Origin of the sequence: Azospirillum rugosum, assembly GCF_017876155.1 — a bacterium.
Taxonomy (GTDB): Bacteria; Pseudomonadota; Alphaproteobacteria; order Azospirillales; family Azospirillaceae; genus Azospirillum; species Azospirillum rugosum.
The window spans coordinates 1-14,717 of record NZ_JAGINP010000030.1 but is presented as its reverse complement, the minus strand read 5'-3'; the positions used below and the strand labels follow the sequence as shown (position 1 = coordinate 14,717).

The 14,717-nt window shown below is 68.9% G+C and carries 14 protein-coding genes; 5 read left to right on the top strand and 9 right to left on the bottom strand.

Annotation, left to right across the window (positions count from 1 at the left end; all coding sequences use genetic code 11):
- Positions 1-6: 6 nt before the first annotated feature.
- The 8 genes from ptsP to J2851_RS30515 all read right to left on the bottom strand — a co-directional run bounded on the left by ptsP (position 7) and on the right by J2851_RS30515 (position 7,125).
- Positions 7-1,779 carry a phosphoenolpyruvate--protein phosphotransferase gene (gene ptsP / locus J2851_RS30550; RefSeq protein WP_209771393.1) on the bottom strand — a complete coding sequence of 591 codons (1,773 nt, stop codon included), beginning with the start codon at positions 1,777-1,779 and terminating at the stop codon, positions 7-9.
- On the bottom strand, positions 1,769-2,128 hold the full coding sequence (locus J2851_RS30545) for an HPr family phosphocarrier protein (protein WP_209771391.1): 360 nt from the start codon (positions 2,126-2,128) through the stop codon (positions 1,769-1,771). Before J2851_RS30545 ends, ptsP begins: the two co-directional genes overlap by 11 nt.
- 4 nt (positions 2,129-2,132) lie before the next feature.
- The gene (locus tag J2851_RS30540) at positions 2,133-2,534 is read right to left on the bottom strand and encodes a PTS sugar transporter subunit IIA (protein ID WP_209771388.1); all 402 of its coding nucleotides are present in this window, start codon (positions 2,532-2,534) and stop codon (positions 2,133-2,135) included.
- Positions 2,535-2,623: 89 nt separating this feature from the next.
- Positions 2,624-3,559: an RNase adapter RapZ gene (gene rapZ, locus J2851_RS30535; protein ID WP_370881327.1), complete on the bottom strand. Its 936-nt coding sequence runs from the start codon at positions 3,557-3,559 to the stop codon at positions 2,624-2,626.
- A complete protein-coding gene (locus J2851_RS30530; protein ID WP_209771386.1) occupies positions 3,556-4,032 on the bottom strand; it encodes an HPr kinase/phosphorylase in 477 nt (158 codons plus the stop codon). Before J2851_RS30530 ends, rapZ begins: the two co-directional genes overlap by 4 nt.
- 116 nt (positions 4,033-4,148) lie before the next feature.
- The gene (locus tag J2851_RS30525; RefSeq protein ID WP_209771383.1) at positions 4,149-4,541 is read right to left on the bottom strand and encodes a hypothetical protein; all 393 of its coding nucleotides are present in this window, start codon (positions 4,539-4,541) and stop codon (positions 4,149-4,151) included.
- 126 nt (positions 4,542-4,667) lie between these two features.
- Positions 4,668-6,455: a stimulus-sensing domain-containing protein gene (locus J2851_RS30520; RefSeq protein ID WP_209771381.1), complete on the bottom strand. Its 1,788-nt coding sequence runs from the start codon at positions 6,453-6,455 to the stop codon at positions 4,668-4,670.
- The gene (locus J2851_RS30515) at positions 6,427-7,125 is read right to left on the bottom strand and encodes a response regulator transcription factor (protein WP_209771379.1); all 699 of its coding nucleotides are present in this window, start codon (positions 7,123-7,125) and stop codon (positions 6,427-6,429) included. Before J2851_RS30515 ends, J2851_RS30520 begins: the two co-directional genes overlap by 29 nt.
- A gap of 262 nt (positions 7,126-7,387) precedes the next feature.
- Here J2851_RS30515 and J2851_RS30510 point away from each other — a divergent pair, with 262 nt between their 5' ends.
- From J2851_RS30510 to J2851_RS30490, 5 genes are all read left to right on the top strand, one after another.
- The gene (locus tag J2851_RS30510) at positions 7,388-8,272 is read left to right on the top strand and encodes a HugZ family pyridoxamine 5'-phosphate oxidase (protein ID WP_246501047.1); all 885 of its coding nucleotides are present in this window, start codon (positions 7,388-7,390) and stop codon (positions 8,270-8,272) included.
- Between the two features lie 384 nt (positions 8,273-8,656).
- Positions 8,657-10,480, top strand: coding sequence for a phosphoenolpyruvate carboxykinase (GTP) (locus tag J2851_RS30505; RefSeq protein WP_209771377.1), 1,824 nt, complete (start codon positions 8,657-8,659; stop codon positions 10,478-10,480).
- Between the two features lie 260 nt (positions 10,481-10,740).
- Positions 10,741-11,601: a flagellar motor stator protein MotA gene (motA, locus tag J2851_RS30500; protein WP_209771375.1), complete on the top strand. Its 861-nt coding sequence runs from the start codon at positions 10,741-10,743 to the stop codon at positions 11,599-11,601.
- Between the two features lie 8 nt (positions 11,602-11,609).
- Positions 11,610-12,581 carry a GNAT family N-acetyltransferase gene (locus J2851_RS30495; protein ID WP_209771373.1) on the top strand — a complete coding sequence of 324 codons (972 nt, stop codon included), beginning with the start codon at positions 11,610-11,612 and terminating at the stop codon, positions 12,579-12,581.
- A gap of 65 nt (positions 12,582-12,646) precedes the next feature.
- A complete protein-coding gene (locus J2851_RS30490) occupies positions 12,647-12,823 on the top strand; it encodes a hypothetical protein (protein WP_209771371.1) in 177 nt (58 codons plus the stop codon).
- 40 nt (positions 12,824-12,863) lie between these two features.
- Here J2851_RS30490 and J2851_RS30485 read toward each other — a convergent pair whose 3' ends face one another.
- Positions 12,864-14,195 (bottom strand): M23 family metallopeptidase, encoded by a 1,332-nt coding sequence (locus tag J2851_RS30485; RefSeq protein ID WP_246501046.1) that lies wholly within the window; start codon positions 14,193-14,195, stop codon positions 12,864-12,866.
- Positions 14,196-14,717: the final 522 nt, after the last annotated feature.

Sequence of the window (14,717 nt, the reverse complement as noted above, 5' to 3'; positions counted from 1 at the left end):
CGCGCCTCACCCCACCGCGTTGAAGTCGTCCAGCAGCGTTGCGATGCGGCCGCTGTCGCTCTGGTCCATGATGACGCGGGCGCGGCGGCTTGCCTCCATCAGGTCGAGGGTGCGGATGCGCCGTTTCACCACGGCGATGGCCGGCGGCACCATCGACAGGTCGCGCACGCCGAGCCCCAGCAACAGCGCCGTGTAGCGCGGGTCGCCGGCAATCTCGCCGCAGACGGACACGGGGATACGGGCGCGCAGCGCCGCCTCGATGGTGAACTGGATCAGGCGCAGCACCGCCGGGTGCAGCGGGTCGTAGAGCGAGGCGACCTGCTCGTCGCCGCGGTCGATGGCCAGCGTGTACTGCGTCAGGTCGTTGGTGCCGATGGCGAAGAAGTCGGCGGCGTAGGCCAGCGCGTCGGCCGACAGGGCGGCCCCCGGCACCTCCACCATCACGCCCACGGGCGGCAGCGGGTCGGCGATGGGAACGCCGCGGCGGCGCAGGCGGCGGGCCACCTGGCCCATCATCTCGCGCACGCGCTGCACCTCGCTGACCGAGCAGATCATCGGCAGCAGGATGCGCAGCGGTCCGTGCACGCCCGCGCGCAGCATGGCGGCGAGCTGCGTTTCCATCAGCTTCGGCTCGCGCAGGCCCAGCCGCACGGCGCGCAGGCCGAGCGCCGGGTTGGCCGGCTCCCCATAGCGGCCGGCCATCCAGCCGGCCAGCTTCTCCCCGCCCACGTCCATGGTGCGGGCGGTGACGGTGCGCCCGCCCATGCCCTCCACGATGGCGCGCAGCACGGTGTACTGCTCGTCCTCGTCCGGCAGGTGGTCGCGGTTCATGAACAGGAATTCGGTGCGCAGCAGCCCGATGCCCTGCGCCCCGTTCTCCAGCGCGTGGTCGAGGTCGCGCGGCAGCTCCAGGTTCGCCTGCAGCGTGATCGCCGTGCCGTCGCGGGTGACCGCCGGCAGCTTGCGCAGGCTCTTCAGCTGCTCGCGCTCGCGTTCCCGCTCCGCCTGGCGCAGCCGGTAATCGTCCAGCGTCTCGGGCGTCGGGTCGATGATCACGCGGCCCTGCACGCCGTCCACGATGACGGTGATGCCGTTCTTGATGCCCGTCAGGAGCCCGGCGGCGCCCAGCACGGCCGGCAGGCCCAGCGAGCGCGCCATGATGGCCGTGTGCCCCTCCGCCCCGCCCAGCACGGTGGCGAAGCCGGCGACGCGGCGCGGGTCCAGCAGGGCGGTGTCGGCGGGTGTCAGCTCCTCCGCCAGGATCACCGCCCCGGGGGTGAGCATGGAGAAGGCCGTGTATTCGTGCCGCATCAGGTTGCGGATCAGCCGCCGCCCGACCTCGCGCACGTCGGCGATGCGGCCGGCGAGGTAGCTGTCCTCCATGCCCGCGAAGGTCTGGGCGATGGTGGCGATCTCCGCCTGGACGGCGGCCTCGGCGTTGACGCGCTCCTCCTGGATGCGGCGTTCGACGCCGCGGGTCAGGCGGGAGTTGGTGACCATCGCCAGATGGGCGTCCAGAAGGAAGCCGATCTCCTCCGACGCGGAGCCGGGCAGGATCAGCGCCTTGCTCTTCAGCTTGCGGATCTGGCGCCGGGCCTTCCCGCAGGCTTCGGCGAAGCGCGCGGCCTCGGCCTCCACCTGGTCGGCGGTCAGGCTGTATTCGGGGACGCGGACGGCGCCGCTCTCCACCACATGGGCCGGACCGATGGCAATGCCGGGCGACACGCCCAGCCCGCGCAGCGACCGTCCCTGGCCGGCGGCCGGAACGTCAGTCTTCATCGAACTTGCGCGTGATCAGGTCGACGAGGGCGGCCATCGCCGCCTCGGCCTCGCGGCCATAGGCGCACAGCTCCACCGACGTGCCGGGGCCGGCGGCCAGCATCATCAGGCCCATGATCGATTCGCCGGACACCTGCGTCTCGCCGCGGCGGACCTCGATCTCGCAGTCGAAGGTGGCGACCAGCTTCACGAACTTCGCGGCGGCGCGGGCGTGCAGGCCGCGCTGGTTGCGGATGGTGACGGTCTGGCAGATCTCGGGGTTATGCCCGCTGGTCATTTGGGTGCCCGTCATCTGGGCGCCGTTCATTTGGGCGCCCTCGGTGGGCGTCTTCTCGTCTGGGTTGGTCATCCGGTCATCCGTCCGACAGCAGGGAAGAGGCGACGTTGATGTATTTCTGCCCGGCCTCGCGCGCGGCGGCCACGGAGTGGGCCAGGGTCTCCTGGCGGCGGACGCTGGCGAGCTTGATCAGCATCGGCAGGTTGACCCCCGCGATGACCTCCACCTTCGCCTTGTCCATGATGGAGATGGCGAGGTTCGACGGCGTGCCGCCGAACATGTCGGTCAGCACGACGACCCCCGAGCCGTCGTCGACCTCCGCCACGGAGTTCAGAATGTCCTGGCGGCGCTGCTCCATGTCGTCATCCGGACCGATGCAGACAGCCCGCACCTGCTGCTGCTCGCCCACCACATGTTCCAGCGCGGCGATGAACTCTTCCGCGAGGCGTCCGTGGGTCACCAGAACCATACCGATCATGGGACATCCTTCACTTTGGGATCCTCCAAGGCCACGCCTGTTCCCGTTCTTTCACCGACCGGACCGCTCGTTCCCGCAGACGCGCCCTCTCACCCGGCGCGCGACGACTGGCGGTCCAATTCCCGATGGCTCAATCCGACCTTGAGGCCCAATCCCGTCAACCACGCCGCCAGCCGCTCCGCGACGAACACCGACCGGTGCCGTCCCCCCGTGCAGCCGACCGCGATGGTCAGGTAACTCTTTCCTTCCTGGTTGTAGCGCGGCAGGAGCGGCTGCAACAAGTCCGTCAGATGGCGGAAAAAGGCGTCGAAATCGGGGTCCCCCTCCACCCGCGCCGCCACCCGGGGATCCAGCCCGGTCAGGGGCCGCAGATCCGGATCATAATGCGGATTGGTGAGAAAGCGCACGTCGAACACGAGGTCCGCCTCGCGCGGCAATCCCAGCCGGAAGGAGAAGGAGGTCACGAAGACCTGAAGCGCGGCCTGCGCGTCGATCTGGAAATTGCCGGCCAGCAGGCGGCGCAGGTCGTGAATCGACAGCTGCGTCGTGTCGATGGTGACGTCGGCTTCCTGCTTCAGCGGGAAGAGCAGGGCCCGTTCGCGCTGGATGCCGTCCGGCACGGGCCGGTCGATGGCCAGCGGGTGGCGCCGCCGCGTCTCGGTGAAGCGGCGTTGCAGCACCTCGTCGCCGCAGTCCAGGAAGACCAGCCGGACGTCCAGGTCGTCGCGCGCCTTCAGCGACTCGACCTGCTCCAGCACCGCGTGGGCGGAGAAGTCGCGCGTGCGGCTGTCGATCACCAGCGCCAGAGGGCGCTTGCGCGGGTCCGCCTGTTCGAGCAGCGCCGGCACCAGCGACAGGCGCAGGTTGTCCACCGCCTCGTACCCCAAATCCTCCAGCGCCTTCAGCGCCACGGACATGCCGGCGCCGGACATGCCGGTGACGAGAACGAGCCGGCCGTGCTGGCCGGCAGACGGGGTGGGCGGCATGGCGGTGTTCGGCGACTCCGGAGGGGGCTGAAGGGTCATGGCTGTGCCGGAACCTCTCCCGCCGGGATGTTTGCCTCCGGGATGTTTCCCAGGGTGCCGGTCCGCGCGGCCGCGGCGGCGAGCCGCAGCTTGGCGGGGGTCGACGCGTCGAAGGCGCAGAGCGACAGGCGCGGCACGGGACGGTCCAGGAGAAGCGCCGTTTCCGGTTCCGGCAGCCGTTCCACCCGGTCGCGCGGAACCAGGTCGACGACCAGCGCGACCTCCGCCGCGTCCGCCGCGGGGACGGGCAGGATGCCGACGCCGCGCGCTTCCAGCAGACCGGCCAGCGCCGCCGGCGCTGTCGCCATCAGTCTGCCGTGAACCATGCGCAGCTCCACCTGATCGTCGGCCACCAACCGCGCACCCCTGTCGACCAGCCGCAGGGCCAGATCGGATTTCCCGCTGCCGGACCGACCGCGCAGCAGGACACCGATGCCCGAAATCAGGACGCAGGTGCCGTGTATCGTCACCATGATCCCGCGAAGGTGAGGCGTTGCGCGGGTTCTGTCAATGGGATGGAGAAAATGCGTTATTTCTCGGAGCTGACATGCCCGAGTATGTCTGTCCCGGAGCCTTCCGGAGGGCTCGCCTAGGCGTCGTCCTGGTGGCGGGGCGGGGGACGGCGGTCGACGCGGATCCGTTCCAGCTCCCGCACCAGGGCGTCGCGGCGCCGGATCATCTCGTCCAGATCGTCCAGCTCCGCGGCCTCTTGGCAGGCGTCGCGGAAGTCCTTCTCCCGCTTCAGCCGCACCAGCAGGACCTTGTAGCTGTCGGCGATGTGCGACAGGTGGCGCTGCGCGCCCTGCAGGGCCTCGGCCAGCTGGGTCCGCTCCGCGACGGAGGCGCGCATCAACCGGGCCAACTCGCTCTGCTGGCCGCTGGCGTTGCGAATCAGGCGCGCCAGGCGGTATCGGCGGAGGTCGATGACCTGGGCGGTGACTTGGGCGGAGACCGGGGCGGTCGCAGGCGCTGTCTCGGACATGACCCCTCGTGAGTGCGGACGAAGGCCAGCCGGCCGGCGAAGCGGTGCATGACCGCAAACAGCATCCGTTGTGCACTCGCGAATGTCCAGGCGGTTTGCGGTCAATGCAACTTTGCCGCACCCCGGTCAGGGGCGCGGCAGCCGTACGGTGAACACGGCCCCCGCCACGTCGCCGTCCGGCGTGCGGCGGTTGGCCGCGGTGATCCGGCCGCCGTGCGCCTCGACGATCTGCTTGGAGATGGACAGGCCGAGGCCCGAATGGGTGCCGAACTTCTCCCCCGCCGGCCGCTCCGTGTAGAAGCGCTCGAAGATCGCCTCCTCCTTCCCGTCGGGGATGCCGGGGCCGTCGTCGGTGACGGTGACCTCCACCATGCCGCGGCTGCCGTTGCCGGTGCGCCGCACGGCCACGCGGACGAGCCCGCCCGGCGGCGAGAAGGACAGGGCGTTGGCGATCAGGTTCTGGAACACCTGGGTCAGCCGCCCCTCCAGCCCCGGCACGGTCAGGCCGCCGCCCGGCGGCACCTCCACCACCACCCGCGGCGGGTTCGCGTCCTCGCCCTCGCTCCCGGCGGAGGCCGCCGTGGCGCGGTGGATGTCGGCCAGCGTGTCCAGCATGGCGCCGACGTCCACCGGTTCCGGCTCGGCGCGGGACAGCTCGGCGTCCAGGCGCGAGGCGTTGGAGATGTCGCTGATCAGCCGGTCCAGCCGCTGCACGTCGTCGGCGATGATTGCCATCAACCGGTCCCGGCGGCCGGGGTCCTGGATGCGGTTGACCGTCTCCACCGCGCTGCGCAGCGAGGTCAGCGGATTCTTGATCTCGTGCGCGACGTCGGCGGCGAAGCGCTCGATCGCGTCCATGCGCGCCCACAGCGCGGCGGTCATGTCGCGCAGCACCCCGGACAGCTCCCCGATCTCGTCGCCGCGGCCGGTGAAGTCGGGAATTTCCGTGTGGCGGCCGTGCCCGGTGCGCAGCCGGTCGGCGGCCTGGGCCAGCCGGCGGACCGGCCGGGCGATGGTGCTGGCCAGATAGAAGGAGAGCCCCACCGTGACCAGCAGCGCCGCCGCGAAGACCTTCAGGATGTCGAACCGGACGGAGCGGATGGCGTCGTCGATGCCGGCGCCGCTGCGCGACAGCAGCACCGCGCCCAGCACCTCCTTGTAGCGCTGGACGGGCACCGCCACGGTCAGCAGCAGGTCGGCGTGCTCCCCGCGCGCCTCCAGGCGCCAGACGGTCTTGCTGTTCTCGCCGGCGAGCGCGCGCTCCACGTCCGGCGGCTCGGAGTCCTTGCCGGACGACCGCTCCCGGTAGAGCGGAAGCCCCTCGCGACTCGGCACCACGTCGATGAAGCGGCTGTAGAGGTCGTTGACCGTGCGCGACACCGCGTCGCCGGCCGGCGGGGGCGGCAGTTCGCGGATCTCGATCTTGCCGGGGGAGCCGGTCAGCACGCGGCTGTCCGACAGGAGCTGCCCCTCCGCGCCGTACAGGCGGGTGTGGGTGTCCGTCGCCAGCGCGAGGCGCCGGACCATCTGGCGCCCCAGCTCCGGCGACAGCTCGTAGCTCTCCCGCCCCGTCTCGGCCTCGTTGGCGGCGCGCTGCACCGCGCCCTCGCCCAGCGCCGAGGCGAAGATGCGCGCCTCCGTCTCCAGCGCGTCCAGCTCCGCCTGGACGAGCCGGTCCTGGTAGCGGCCAAGGTAGAGCAGCCCGACCACCAGCAGCGCCAGCGCCAGCACGTTGACGGCCAGGATGCGCAGGGTCAGCGGCGACACGCCCCAGTGCCGCCGCGGCCGGGTGGCGGGGCGGCCGGCGGGGCGGCCGGGCCGGGCCCCCGCCTTTCCGGCGGAGGCTTGGGCAGGGGCGTCGGCGCGCTCCTCGGCGGCCGACGCCTTATTCCTTGTAACGGTAACCGACGCCATAGAGCGTTTCGATCTGGGAAAAGTCGGAGTCGATGGCTTTGAACTTCTTGCGGAGCCGCTTGATGTGGCTGTCGATGGTTCGGTCGTCGACATAGACGTTCTCGCCATAGGCCGCGTCCATCAGCTGGTCGCGGCTCTTCACGTGGCCCGGCCGCTGGGCCAGCGCCTTGACCAGCAGGAACTCGGTCACCGTCAGGTCGATCGGCTGGCCCTTCCAGGTGCAGGAATGGCGGGCACCGTCCATGGCCAGCGGGCCGCGGGTCAGGACCTGCCCCGGGTCGGCCACCACCGCCTTGTCGCGGGTCAGAGTCTCCCGCCGCAGCAGCGCGCGGATCCGCTCGATCAGCAGGCGTTGCGAGAAGGGCTTCTTGATGTAGTCGTCCGCGCCCATGCGCAGGCCCATCAGCTCGTCCACCTCGTCGTCCTTGCTGGTCAGGAAGATGACCGGCATGTGGCTGGACTGGCGCAGCCGCTGGAGCAGCTCCATCCCGTCCATGCGCGGCATCTTGATGTCCAGCACGGCCAGGTCGGGCGGGCGCTGGGTCAGGCCGCGCAGGGCGTCGGCCCCGTCGGTGTAGGTGCGCACCTCGAACCCTTCCGCTTCCAGCGCCATGGAAACGGAGGTCAGGATGTTCCGGTCGTCGTCCACCAGCGCTACGGTGTGGGACATGGTCCTCAGCTTCTCAATGCGGCTTCCCAGTTCGGACTCTCGGCGTTCAGCGGATCCGCCTATAGCCTTTGCCCGATACAGAAGAGTGGTTCCAACTTATTTCGAAAAGCGGTCTGACCTTTTCGCCATCTTAGCCATATGGCGACCCAATGGCATGACGCGGCAAGTTTTTGCTTTTCCCGACGTATTTTTCTGGGCCAATATGGCACCAATGCGGCGCCGGAGAAACGGCGCGGCGTGGGAGAACGCATTCGTTTTGGGCATGAGTTCCGACCAGCCTTCCAACGCCGGCGGCCCCAGCGGTCCCCCCAGTGGCCCGGCTCCGTCCGCGTCGTCCGACGCTTCCCCCGCGATGCTGGGCGACGCGGCTCGGCGCGTCATGCGCGCCGTCGACCGGGCGGCGCTGGCGACTGCATTGGGGGGCGCGCTGCGGGGCGACCATCCGGCGGGGGAGCTTGGCGGCTGGCCCTACCCGTCGCTGGTGCAGGTGGCGCTGGACTTGGACGGCACGCCGCTTCTCCTTCTCTCCACGCTGGCCGACCACACGAAGAACATCGCGGCCGATCCGCGCGTCGGGCTGCTGTTCGACGGCACCGCGGGGCTGGCGCAGCCGTTGGCCGGTTCGCGCGTGTCGGTTCTCGGCCGGGCCGAGCGGTCGGAGGAGCCGCGCCACCGCGCGCGTTTCCTGGCGCGGCATCCCGCCGCATCCTTCTACGCCGGCTTCGGCGACTTCGCGATCTACGCGGTTTCGGTGGAGCGGGCGCATCACGTCGCGGGTTTCGGGCGCGTCCATTGGATCGAGCGCGCCGATCTGCTCCCCTATGGCGTCCCGGCCGCGCTGGCCGAGGCGGAGGGCGACATTCTGGCGCACATGAACGCGGACCACGCGGACGCCGTCCGGCTCTACGCCACGGTGCTCGCCGGCGTGTCCCAAAATACAGCGGAAGAGGGCTGGACGATGACCGGACTCGATCCGGACGGCTGCGACCTCCGCTGCGGCGGCACCATCGCGCGGGTTGATTTCGATCAGCGCGTGGATGACCCCATGAGTGCTAGGGTCAACTTGGCCGGGCTTGCCCGAAGGGCCCGCCAACCCCTGTCCTCAGCCGGCAACGCCGGCGCGGGAACGGGGAGCCCCAGGCTCTGATCGAGAGAGTGAGACGTCAAACCACGACGCCGCGCAAAGCGGCGCGCACCCGCGCAACCAGGAGAAAACGTCAGTGGACCATAACGGACCGACTTGTCGCCGTTCCGGGTATGTGGCTCTCGGGCCTCCCCGTTCTTGCCGATCCAGGGAACCGGATGCGCCGGCCGCGCGCATCGGTGTGTTCGCCGCCCCGTCCTGTGGCGGGTGATGGTGTGCCGCTCCGCCCCCGGGCGGGTGATGGCGTGATGAACCGGCGGTGAATGCCGCCATCGTTTGGCGACGGATTCCACAAGGGTCGGAACAGGCCCATCCGTCAGAACCTCCGGTGCCGCGCCCTGATGTCGCAGGGCGGTGGAACGCCGGGGATGAGTTGAGAGGCAAAGGATGACCGGAACGACGCGCACGCGGAACAAGAAGCTCCTGGCTTGGGTCGAGGAGATCGCGACGAAATGCAAGCCCGAGCGGGTGTACTGGTGTGATGGCTCGCAGGAGGAGTACGACCGTCTCTGCGCCGAGATGGTCGCATCGGGCACCTTCATCAAGCTGAACGAGGCGAAGCGCCCGAACTCCTATCTCTGCCGGTCCGACGCGGGCGACGTGGCCCGCGTGGAAGACCGCACCTTCATCTGCTCCGAGCGCAAGGAAGACGCCGGCCCGACCAACAACTGGGTCGCCCCGGCCGAGATGAAGGCGAAGCTGGACGGCCTGTTCGAGGGCTGCATGCGCGGCCGCACCATGTATGTGGTGCCCTTCAGCATGGGCCCGCTGGGCTCCGACATCTCGCACATCGGCGTGCAGATCTCCGACAGCCCCTACGTCGCGGTGAACATGCGCCTGATGACCCGCATGGGCCAGAAGGTGCTGGACATCCTGGGCGACGGCGACTTCGTGCCCTGCCTGCACTCCGTCGGCGCGCCGCTGGAGCCCGGCCAGCAGGACGTCGCCTGGCCGTGCAACGCCGAGCACAAGTACATCGTCCACTTCCCCGCGGACCATTCGATCGTGTCCTACGGGTCGGGCTACGGCGGCAACGCGCTGCTCGGCAAGAAGTGCTTCGCGCTGCGCATCGCCTCCTCCATGGGCCGCGAGCAGGGCTGGCTGGCCGAGCACATGCTGATCCTGGGCGTCGAGAGCCCGGAGGGCGAGAAGACCTACGTCGCCGCCGCCTTCCCGTCGGCCTGCGGCAAGACCAACTTCGCCATGCTGGTTCCGCCGGCCGAGTTCGAGGGCTGGAAGGTCCGCACCATCGGCGACGACATCGCCTGGGTGAAGCCGCAACCGGACGGCACGCTGCGCGCCATCAACCCGGAGGCCGGCTTCTTCGGCGTGGCGCCGGGCACCAGCATCAAGTCGAACCCGAACGCGCTGAAGACGCTGAACGCCAACGTCATCTTCACCAACGTCGCGCTGACCGACGACGGCGACGTGTGGTGGGAAGGCCTGACCGACGAGAAGCCGGCGCATCTGATCGACTGGCAGGGCAACGACTGGACGCCGGAGTCGGGCCGTCCCGCCGCGCACCCGAACTCGCGCTTCACCGCGCCGGCCGAGCAGTGCCCGTCGATCGACCCGGCCTGGGAGGATCCGGCCGGCGTTCCGATCTCCGCCTTCATCTTCGGCGGCCGCCTGTCGAAGACCTTCCCGCTGGTGTTCGAGGCCTACAACTGGCGTGAGGGCGTGTACTGGGCCGCGACCATGGGCTCGGAGGCGACCGCCGCCGCCGTGGGCCAGGCCGCCATCCGCCGCGACCCGTTCGCCATGCTGCCCTTCTGCGGCTACAACATGGCCGACTACTGGAACCATTGGCTGGCGATGGAGAAGCGGGTGGAGAACCTGCCGCGCATCTACCGCGTCAACTGGTTCCGCAAGGACGAGAACGGCAAGTTCGTGTGGCCGGGCTTCGGCGACAACATGCGCGTCCTGAAGTGGATCGTCGACCGCGTCCGCGGCCGTGCGCCGGAGCCGGCGAAGAGCCCGTTCGGCTACATGCCGCACTACCAGGACCTGAACTGGGCCGGCCTGAACTTCGCCGAGGACAAGTTCCGGAAGATCATGGACATCGACCGGAAGGAAGCCGAGGCCGAGGCCAAGGACCAGGAGGAACTGTTCAACCGCTTCGGCAGTCACCTGCCGAACGAGATCGAGCAGCAGCGCGTCGAACTGCTGAAGCGCCTGGAAGCCAGCCCGGACGTGTGGCGCATCGGCTGAGCCGAACGCTTCGGACGGACACTGTGAATGGCTAGGGGAGGGGTCGCCTGCGGGCGGCCCTTCTTCGTTTCCGGGGTACTCCCTTCGTGACAGGGGCGGCGGTGGCCGGTAGGATCGGGCCGGCGATTTTGTTGGCCCGTGTCTTGAGGAGTTTACAAAAACTCAAGAGGTTTTCCCGTCATTGTAGCGGCGAAACGGAAACGGGCATCGACGGCCGGTCGGCGGGTGCGGACCGGGTGGGCGCTGGAGGACGGTAAGACATGTTCGTGATGATCGGCTTCGGCGTCGTGCTGTTCTGCGTGTTCGGCGGCTACGTCATGGGCGGCGGCCACATGGGCGTGCTGTGGCAGCCCTTCGAATACCTGATCATCCTGGGCGCCGCCGCCGGCGCCTATCTGATCGCCAACCCGAAGAGCGTCATCACCCACACCGGCAAGGAGATCGGCCACCTCTTCAAAGGGCCGAAATACAAGAAGGACGACTATCTCGAACTTCTGACGATGATGTACCAGGTCTTCAAGATCGCGAAGACCAAGGGCCTGCTGGCGCTTGAGCAGCACATCGAGAAGCCCGAGGACTCGCCGCTGTTCCAGCAGTTCCCGAAATTCTACGCCGACCACCACGCCATCGCCTTCCTCTGCACCTATCTCCGCCTGATGTCGTTGGGCGCCGACAACCCGCACGAGCTGGTGGACCTGATGGACGAGGACATCGAGACGATGCACCACGAGCACCAGCGCGTGTCCGACGCCATCCAGGCGGTGGCGGACGGCGTGCCGGCGCTGGGCATCGTGGCGGCGGTGCTGGGCGTGATCCACACCATGGGCTCGATCACCGAACCGCCGGAAGTGCTGGGCAAGCTGATCGGCGGCGCGCTGGTCGGCACCTTCACCGGCGTGCTCGTGGCCTATGGGTTCGTCGCGCCGATCGCCAGCGGCCTGAAGAACGTCTATCACGCCGAGGGCAAGTACTACCAAGCGATGAAGACCGGCCTGATCGCCCATCTGTCCGGCTACGCCCCGGCCATTTCCGTCGAATACGCGCGCAACGTGCTGGAACCCGAATACCGACCTACCTTCGCCAACGTGGAAGAGGCGACGTCCGCGCTGCCGCCGGCGTAGGCAAGCCGATGCCCATTTCCATCACTTGGAACGACGGGACGATGGGCGAATGGAACGCCCATTTCGCCCGGATTCCGCGTTCGACCCTGCCGCAATGCTTCGGCTATGCCCAGGCCATGGGGCGGACCCACGGCTTCGTGCCGCGTCTCGGCGTGATCCGGCGGGATGGGGAGCCCATCGGTCTCGTCCAGATTCTGGAACGCCGCCTGCTCCGGCTGTTCCGCCAGCGCCAGATGCACCGCGGGCCTTTGTGGTTCGACGGCGTTCCGCCCGATGCGGCCAGCTGCGAGGAGACCTTCCGCCTCCTGCGCCGCGCCTGCCCGGACAACCCGCTCAGCCGGGCGAGCCTGCTGCCCGAGCTGCCGGCCGATCCGGAGACGGCGGCGATGCTCGACCGCTGCGGGTTCCGCCGCTTCGGCCCGGGCTACCGCACGGTGTGGCTCGACCTCGGCCGCAGTGAGGAGGAGTTGCGCGCCGCCATGGCCCGCGACTGGCGCCAGCGCCTGAAGGCCGCCGAGAAGGCTGGGCTGGTCGTCGACCTGGACTGGGAGGCGAAGAATCTCCCCTGGCTGATGAAGCAGGAGCATGACCAGGCGCTGACCAAGCAGTTCCGGCCCATGACCGGCCCGCTCGCGGTCCGGATCCGCAACGCTCTGGTCAACAAGGGCGACAACAAGGGGAGCGGGGTTCTGATGGCGGCGGCGCTGGAAAGCCGGGCGAAGGACGCCAAGCCGGTCGCGAGCGGCCTCTTCTACATCCATGGCCGGTCGGCCACCTACCAGATCGGCTGGGCCAACGACGCCGGGCGCAAGAGCGGGGCGATGCGCCTGGTGCTGTGGCGGGCGGCGCTGGCCTTGAAGGCGCGCGGGGTCGACTGGCTCGACCTCGGCGGCATCAACCCGGAGAGCGCCCCCGGCGTGACGGAGTTCAAGCTGGGCACGGGCGGGCAGGCGACCGAGACGGTCGGTCTCTACCGTTAGGCGACGGGCGGGCGTTGATTCGTCCCGCCGCTTGCATCATCCTGGGTCCGCACAAGGAGGCGCGCATGGCCGACGACAATGGCATGACACCGGAAGAGGCCCAGCTCGCCATCGCCAAGGCGGCCCAGCGCCAGCCGAAGGTCCAGGCGATGCGCGACCGTCTGCGCAAGATGGCGGAGGATGAGGAGAAGGGGCTGCAGGTCCTGGCCTCGGCCATCCGCAACCTCCTTCACCAGGAATAGGACTCCCGCTGCGGGGTGACTGGCCGCCGGGCGACGGCCGTCAGCAGGTCGTGGCCTTGGTGCAGCTCTTGTCGTCGTGGGAACCTGGGCTCTTCGCGAGTTGCATGCCGCTGCGCGCCTGCTCGAAGGATTTCTCCACCGACCGGACGGTCTGCTCGAAGGCCTGCAACTCGCGGCCTGCCAGCTTTTCGCCGGTGGGCAGGTCGACGCTCTTCGGGTTCACCTGCTGGCCGGCCTTCAGCACCTCGTAATGCAGGTGCGGGCCGGTCGATCGGCCGGTGGTGCCGACATAGCCGATGACGTCGCCCTGGTCGATGCGCGCGCCGCGCTTGGTGCCCTTGGCGATGCGGCTCAGGTGGGCGTAGGCGGTGGAAATCTGGGTGTTGTGCCGGATGCGGATGTAGTTGCCGTAGCCGCCGTGCGGGCCGACCTCCTCCACCACGCCGCTGCCGGCGGCGAAGATCGGCGTTCCGGTCGGGGCGCCGAAGTCCATCCCCTTGTGCATCTTGCTGAAGCCGAGGATGGGATGATGGCGCATCCCGAAGCCGGAGGTGATCCGGGCGCCGTCGATGGGCGTGCGCAGCAGGGCGCGGCGGATGCTCTCGCCCTCGCGGTTGTAGTAGTCGATGCGGCCGTCGCGGCTCTTGTGCCGGAAGATCGGGAACTCCTCGCCGCTCAGCACCAGCGCCGCGTACAGGATGTCTCCCTCGCCGGCGACCTTGCCGTCGGCGGTCACCAGCCGCTCGTACAGCACCTCGAAGCGGTCGCCGGGCTGCAGGTCGCGCTGGAAGTCGATGTCGTAGGAATAGTCCTTGATCAGCGCCATCATCACCGACACCGGGACGTTGGCAGCACTTCCCGCCTCGAACAGGCTGGACCGGATGACGGCCTGGGCGGCGACCGGCTGGCGGGTCACCGCTTTCTCGACCTCGTTGGAGGTGAAATCGCTGTCGCCCTTTCGCGAGACCGAGACGGAACGGACCACATCGGGAACGAACTCCAGCCCCACGAACCGTTTGGATCCGCCGCGGCGCGGCTCGAACAGCACCGTCACCCGCTGGCCGACCTGCAGCTTGCGCGGGTCATAGACCTTGCGAAGCGCCGCGATGGCGTTGGTCGCCTCGTCGGCCGGCACGTCGGCCCCGGTCAGCATGTCCATCAGCGTGTCGCCGTTGCCGACCGACAGAACCTGCCGGTGCGCGGCCGTCGGCTTGCCCTCGTCGTCCGCGTCGGCGCTGTTGCGCTCCTGCTCGGCGGGACGGCTGTTCGCCGCCAGCGCCGAACGGCAGACCGTGTGGGAGAGGACCCCCGCCAGCGCAGCGGCGACCAGGGCGAGCGTGGGAAGGCTGCCAAGCCTCGAACGCACCGTCATCCTCCTATTGTTCCTCACCCGAACCACAAATTTTTCGTGAAGCCGGATGTGAAGCCATCCGTGCGGAGATGAAACGTGACCGACCATGCGCGCCGTTATTGCCACTGTCAACCGTGAAGGTCAGGCTTGGCGAAGCCGGTACAGCAGGCTCCATCGACAATCCTTGTCCCATCATTGGGGGCAGGGATCGCCCTTTCCCCATACACGGTTTCCCGGCCCGTCTCCGGTGAAAAGTCAAACCGTCAGGAAATTTTCATCGGCGTGCAAAAAACCGCTTGCCTCATCGACGGGGCCGCGCCTATAACCCCGTCCACCGCAGCGACGGTCGCCAACGAGGCGGCGGCGCGGCGGAAACAGACAGACAATTCGCCCTGGCGGCTCACTCCTTCGGGAGGGTTGAGCGCGGGGCATTGCGGTTCCTCGTTTCGGGACCGCGGGTTCTTGGATAAGTGGATACCGTGTTGTGAGAAGGGATGCGCAGGCGGCGGTGATGAGCCGTTGTGGTCCGCGGGCTGGTTCCTG

What these genes read in the sequence shown, in the direction of transcription:
- J2851_RS30485 (WP_246501046.1), bottom strand. Translation starts at nt 14,195, where the DNA reads ATGACGGTGCGTTCGAGGCTTGGCAGCCTTCCCACGCTCGCCCTGGTC.
- J2851_RS30545 (WP_209771391.1), bottom strand. Translation starts at nt 2,128, where the DNA reads ATGACCAACCCAGACGAGAAGACGCCCACCGAGGGCGCCCAAATGAAC.
- J2851_RS30520 (WP_209771381.1), bottom strand. Translation starts at nt 6,455, where the DNA reads ATGGCGTCGGTTACCGTTACAAGGAATAAGGCGTCGGCCGCCGAGGAG.
- J2851_RS30495 (WP_209771373.1), top strand. Translation starts at nt 11,610, where the DNA reads ATGCCCATTTCCATCACTTGGAACGACGGGACGATGGGCGAATGGAAC.
- ptsP (WP_209771393.1), bottom strand. Translation starts at nt 1,779, where the DNA reads ATGAAGACTGACGTTCCGGCCGCCGGCCAGGGACGGTCGCTGCGCGGG.
- J2851_RS30530 (WP_209771386.1), bottom strand. Translation starts at nt 4,032, where the DNA reads ATGGTGACGATACACGGCACCTGCGTCCTGATTTCGGGCATCGGTGTC.
- rapZ (WP_370881327.1), bottom strand. Translation starts at nt 3,559, where the DNA reads ATGACCCTTCAGCCCCCTCCGGAGTCGCCGAACACCGCCATGCCGCCC.
- J2851_RS30515 (WP_209771379.1), bottom strand. Translation starts at nt 7,125, where the DNA reads ATGTCCCACACCGTAGCGCTGGTGGACGACGACCGGAACATCCTGACC.
- J2851_RS30505 (WP_209771377.1), top strand. Translation starts at nt 8,657, where the DNA reads ATGACCGGAACGACGCGCACGCGGAACAAGAAGCTCCTGGCTTGGGTC.
- J2851_RS30540 (WP_209771388.1), bottom strand. Translation starts at nt 2,534, where the DNA reads ATGATCGGTATGGTTCTGGTGACCCACGGACGCCTCGCGGAAGAGTTC.
- J2851_RS30525 (WP_209771383.1), bottom strand. Translation starts at nt 4,541, where the DNA reads ATGTCCGAGACAGCGCCTGCGACCGCCCCGGTCTCCGCCCAAGTCACC.
- J2851_RS30490 (WP_209771371.1), top strand. Translation starts at nt 12,647, where the DNA reads ATGGCCGACGACAATGGCATGACACCGGAAGAGGCCCAGCTCGCCATC.
- J2851_RS30510 (WP_246501047.1), top strand. Translation starts at nt 7,388, where the DNA reads ATGAGTTCCGACCAGCCTTCCAACGCCGGCGGCCCCAGCGGTCCCCCC.
- motA (WP_209771375.1), top strand. Translation starts at nt 10,741, where the DNA reads ATGTTCGTGATGATCGGCTTCGGCGTCGTGCTGTTCTGCGTGTTCGGC.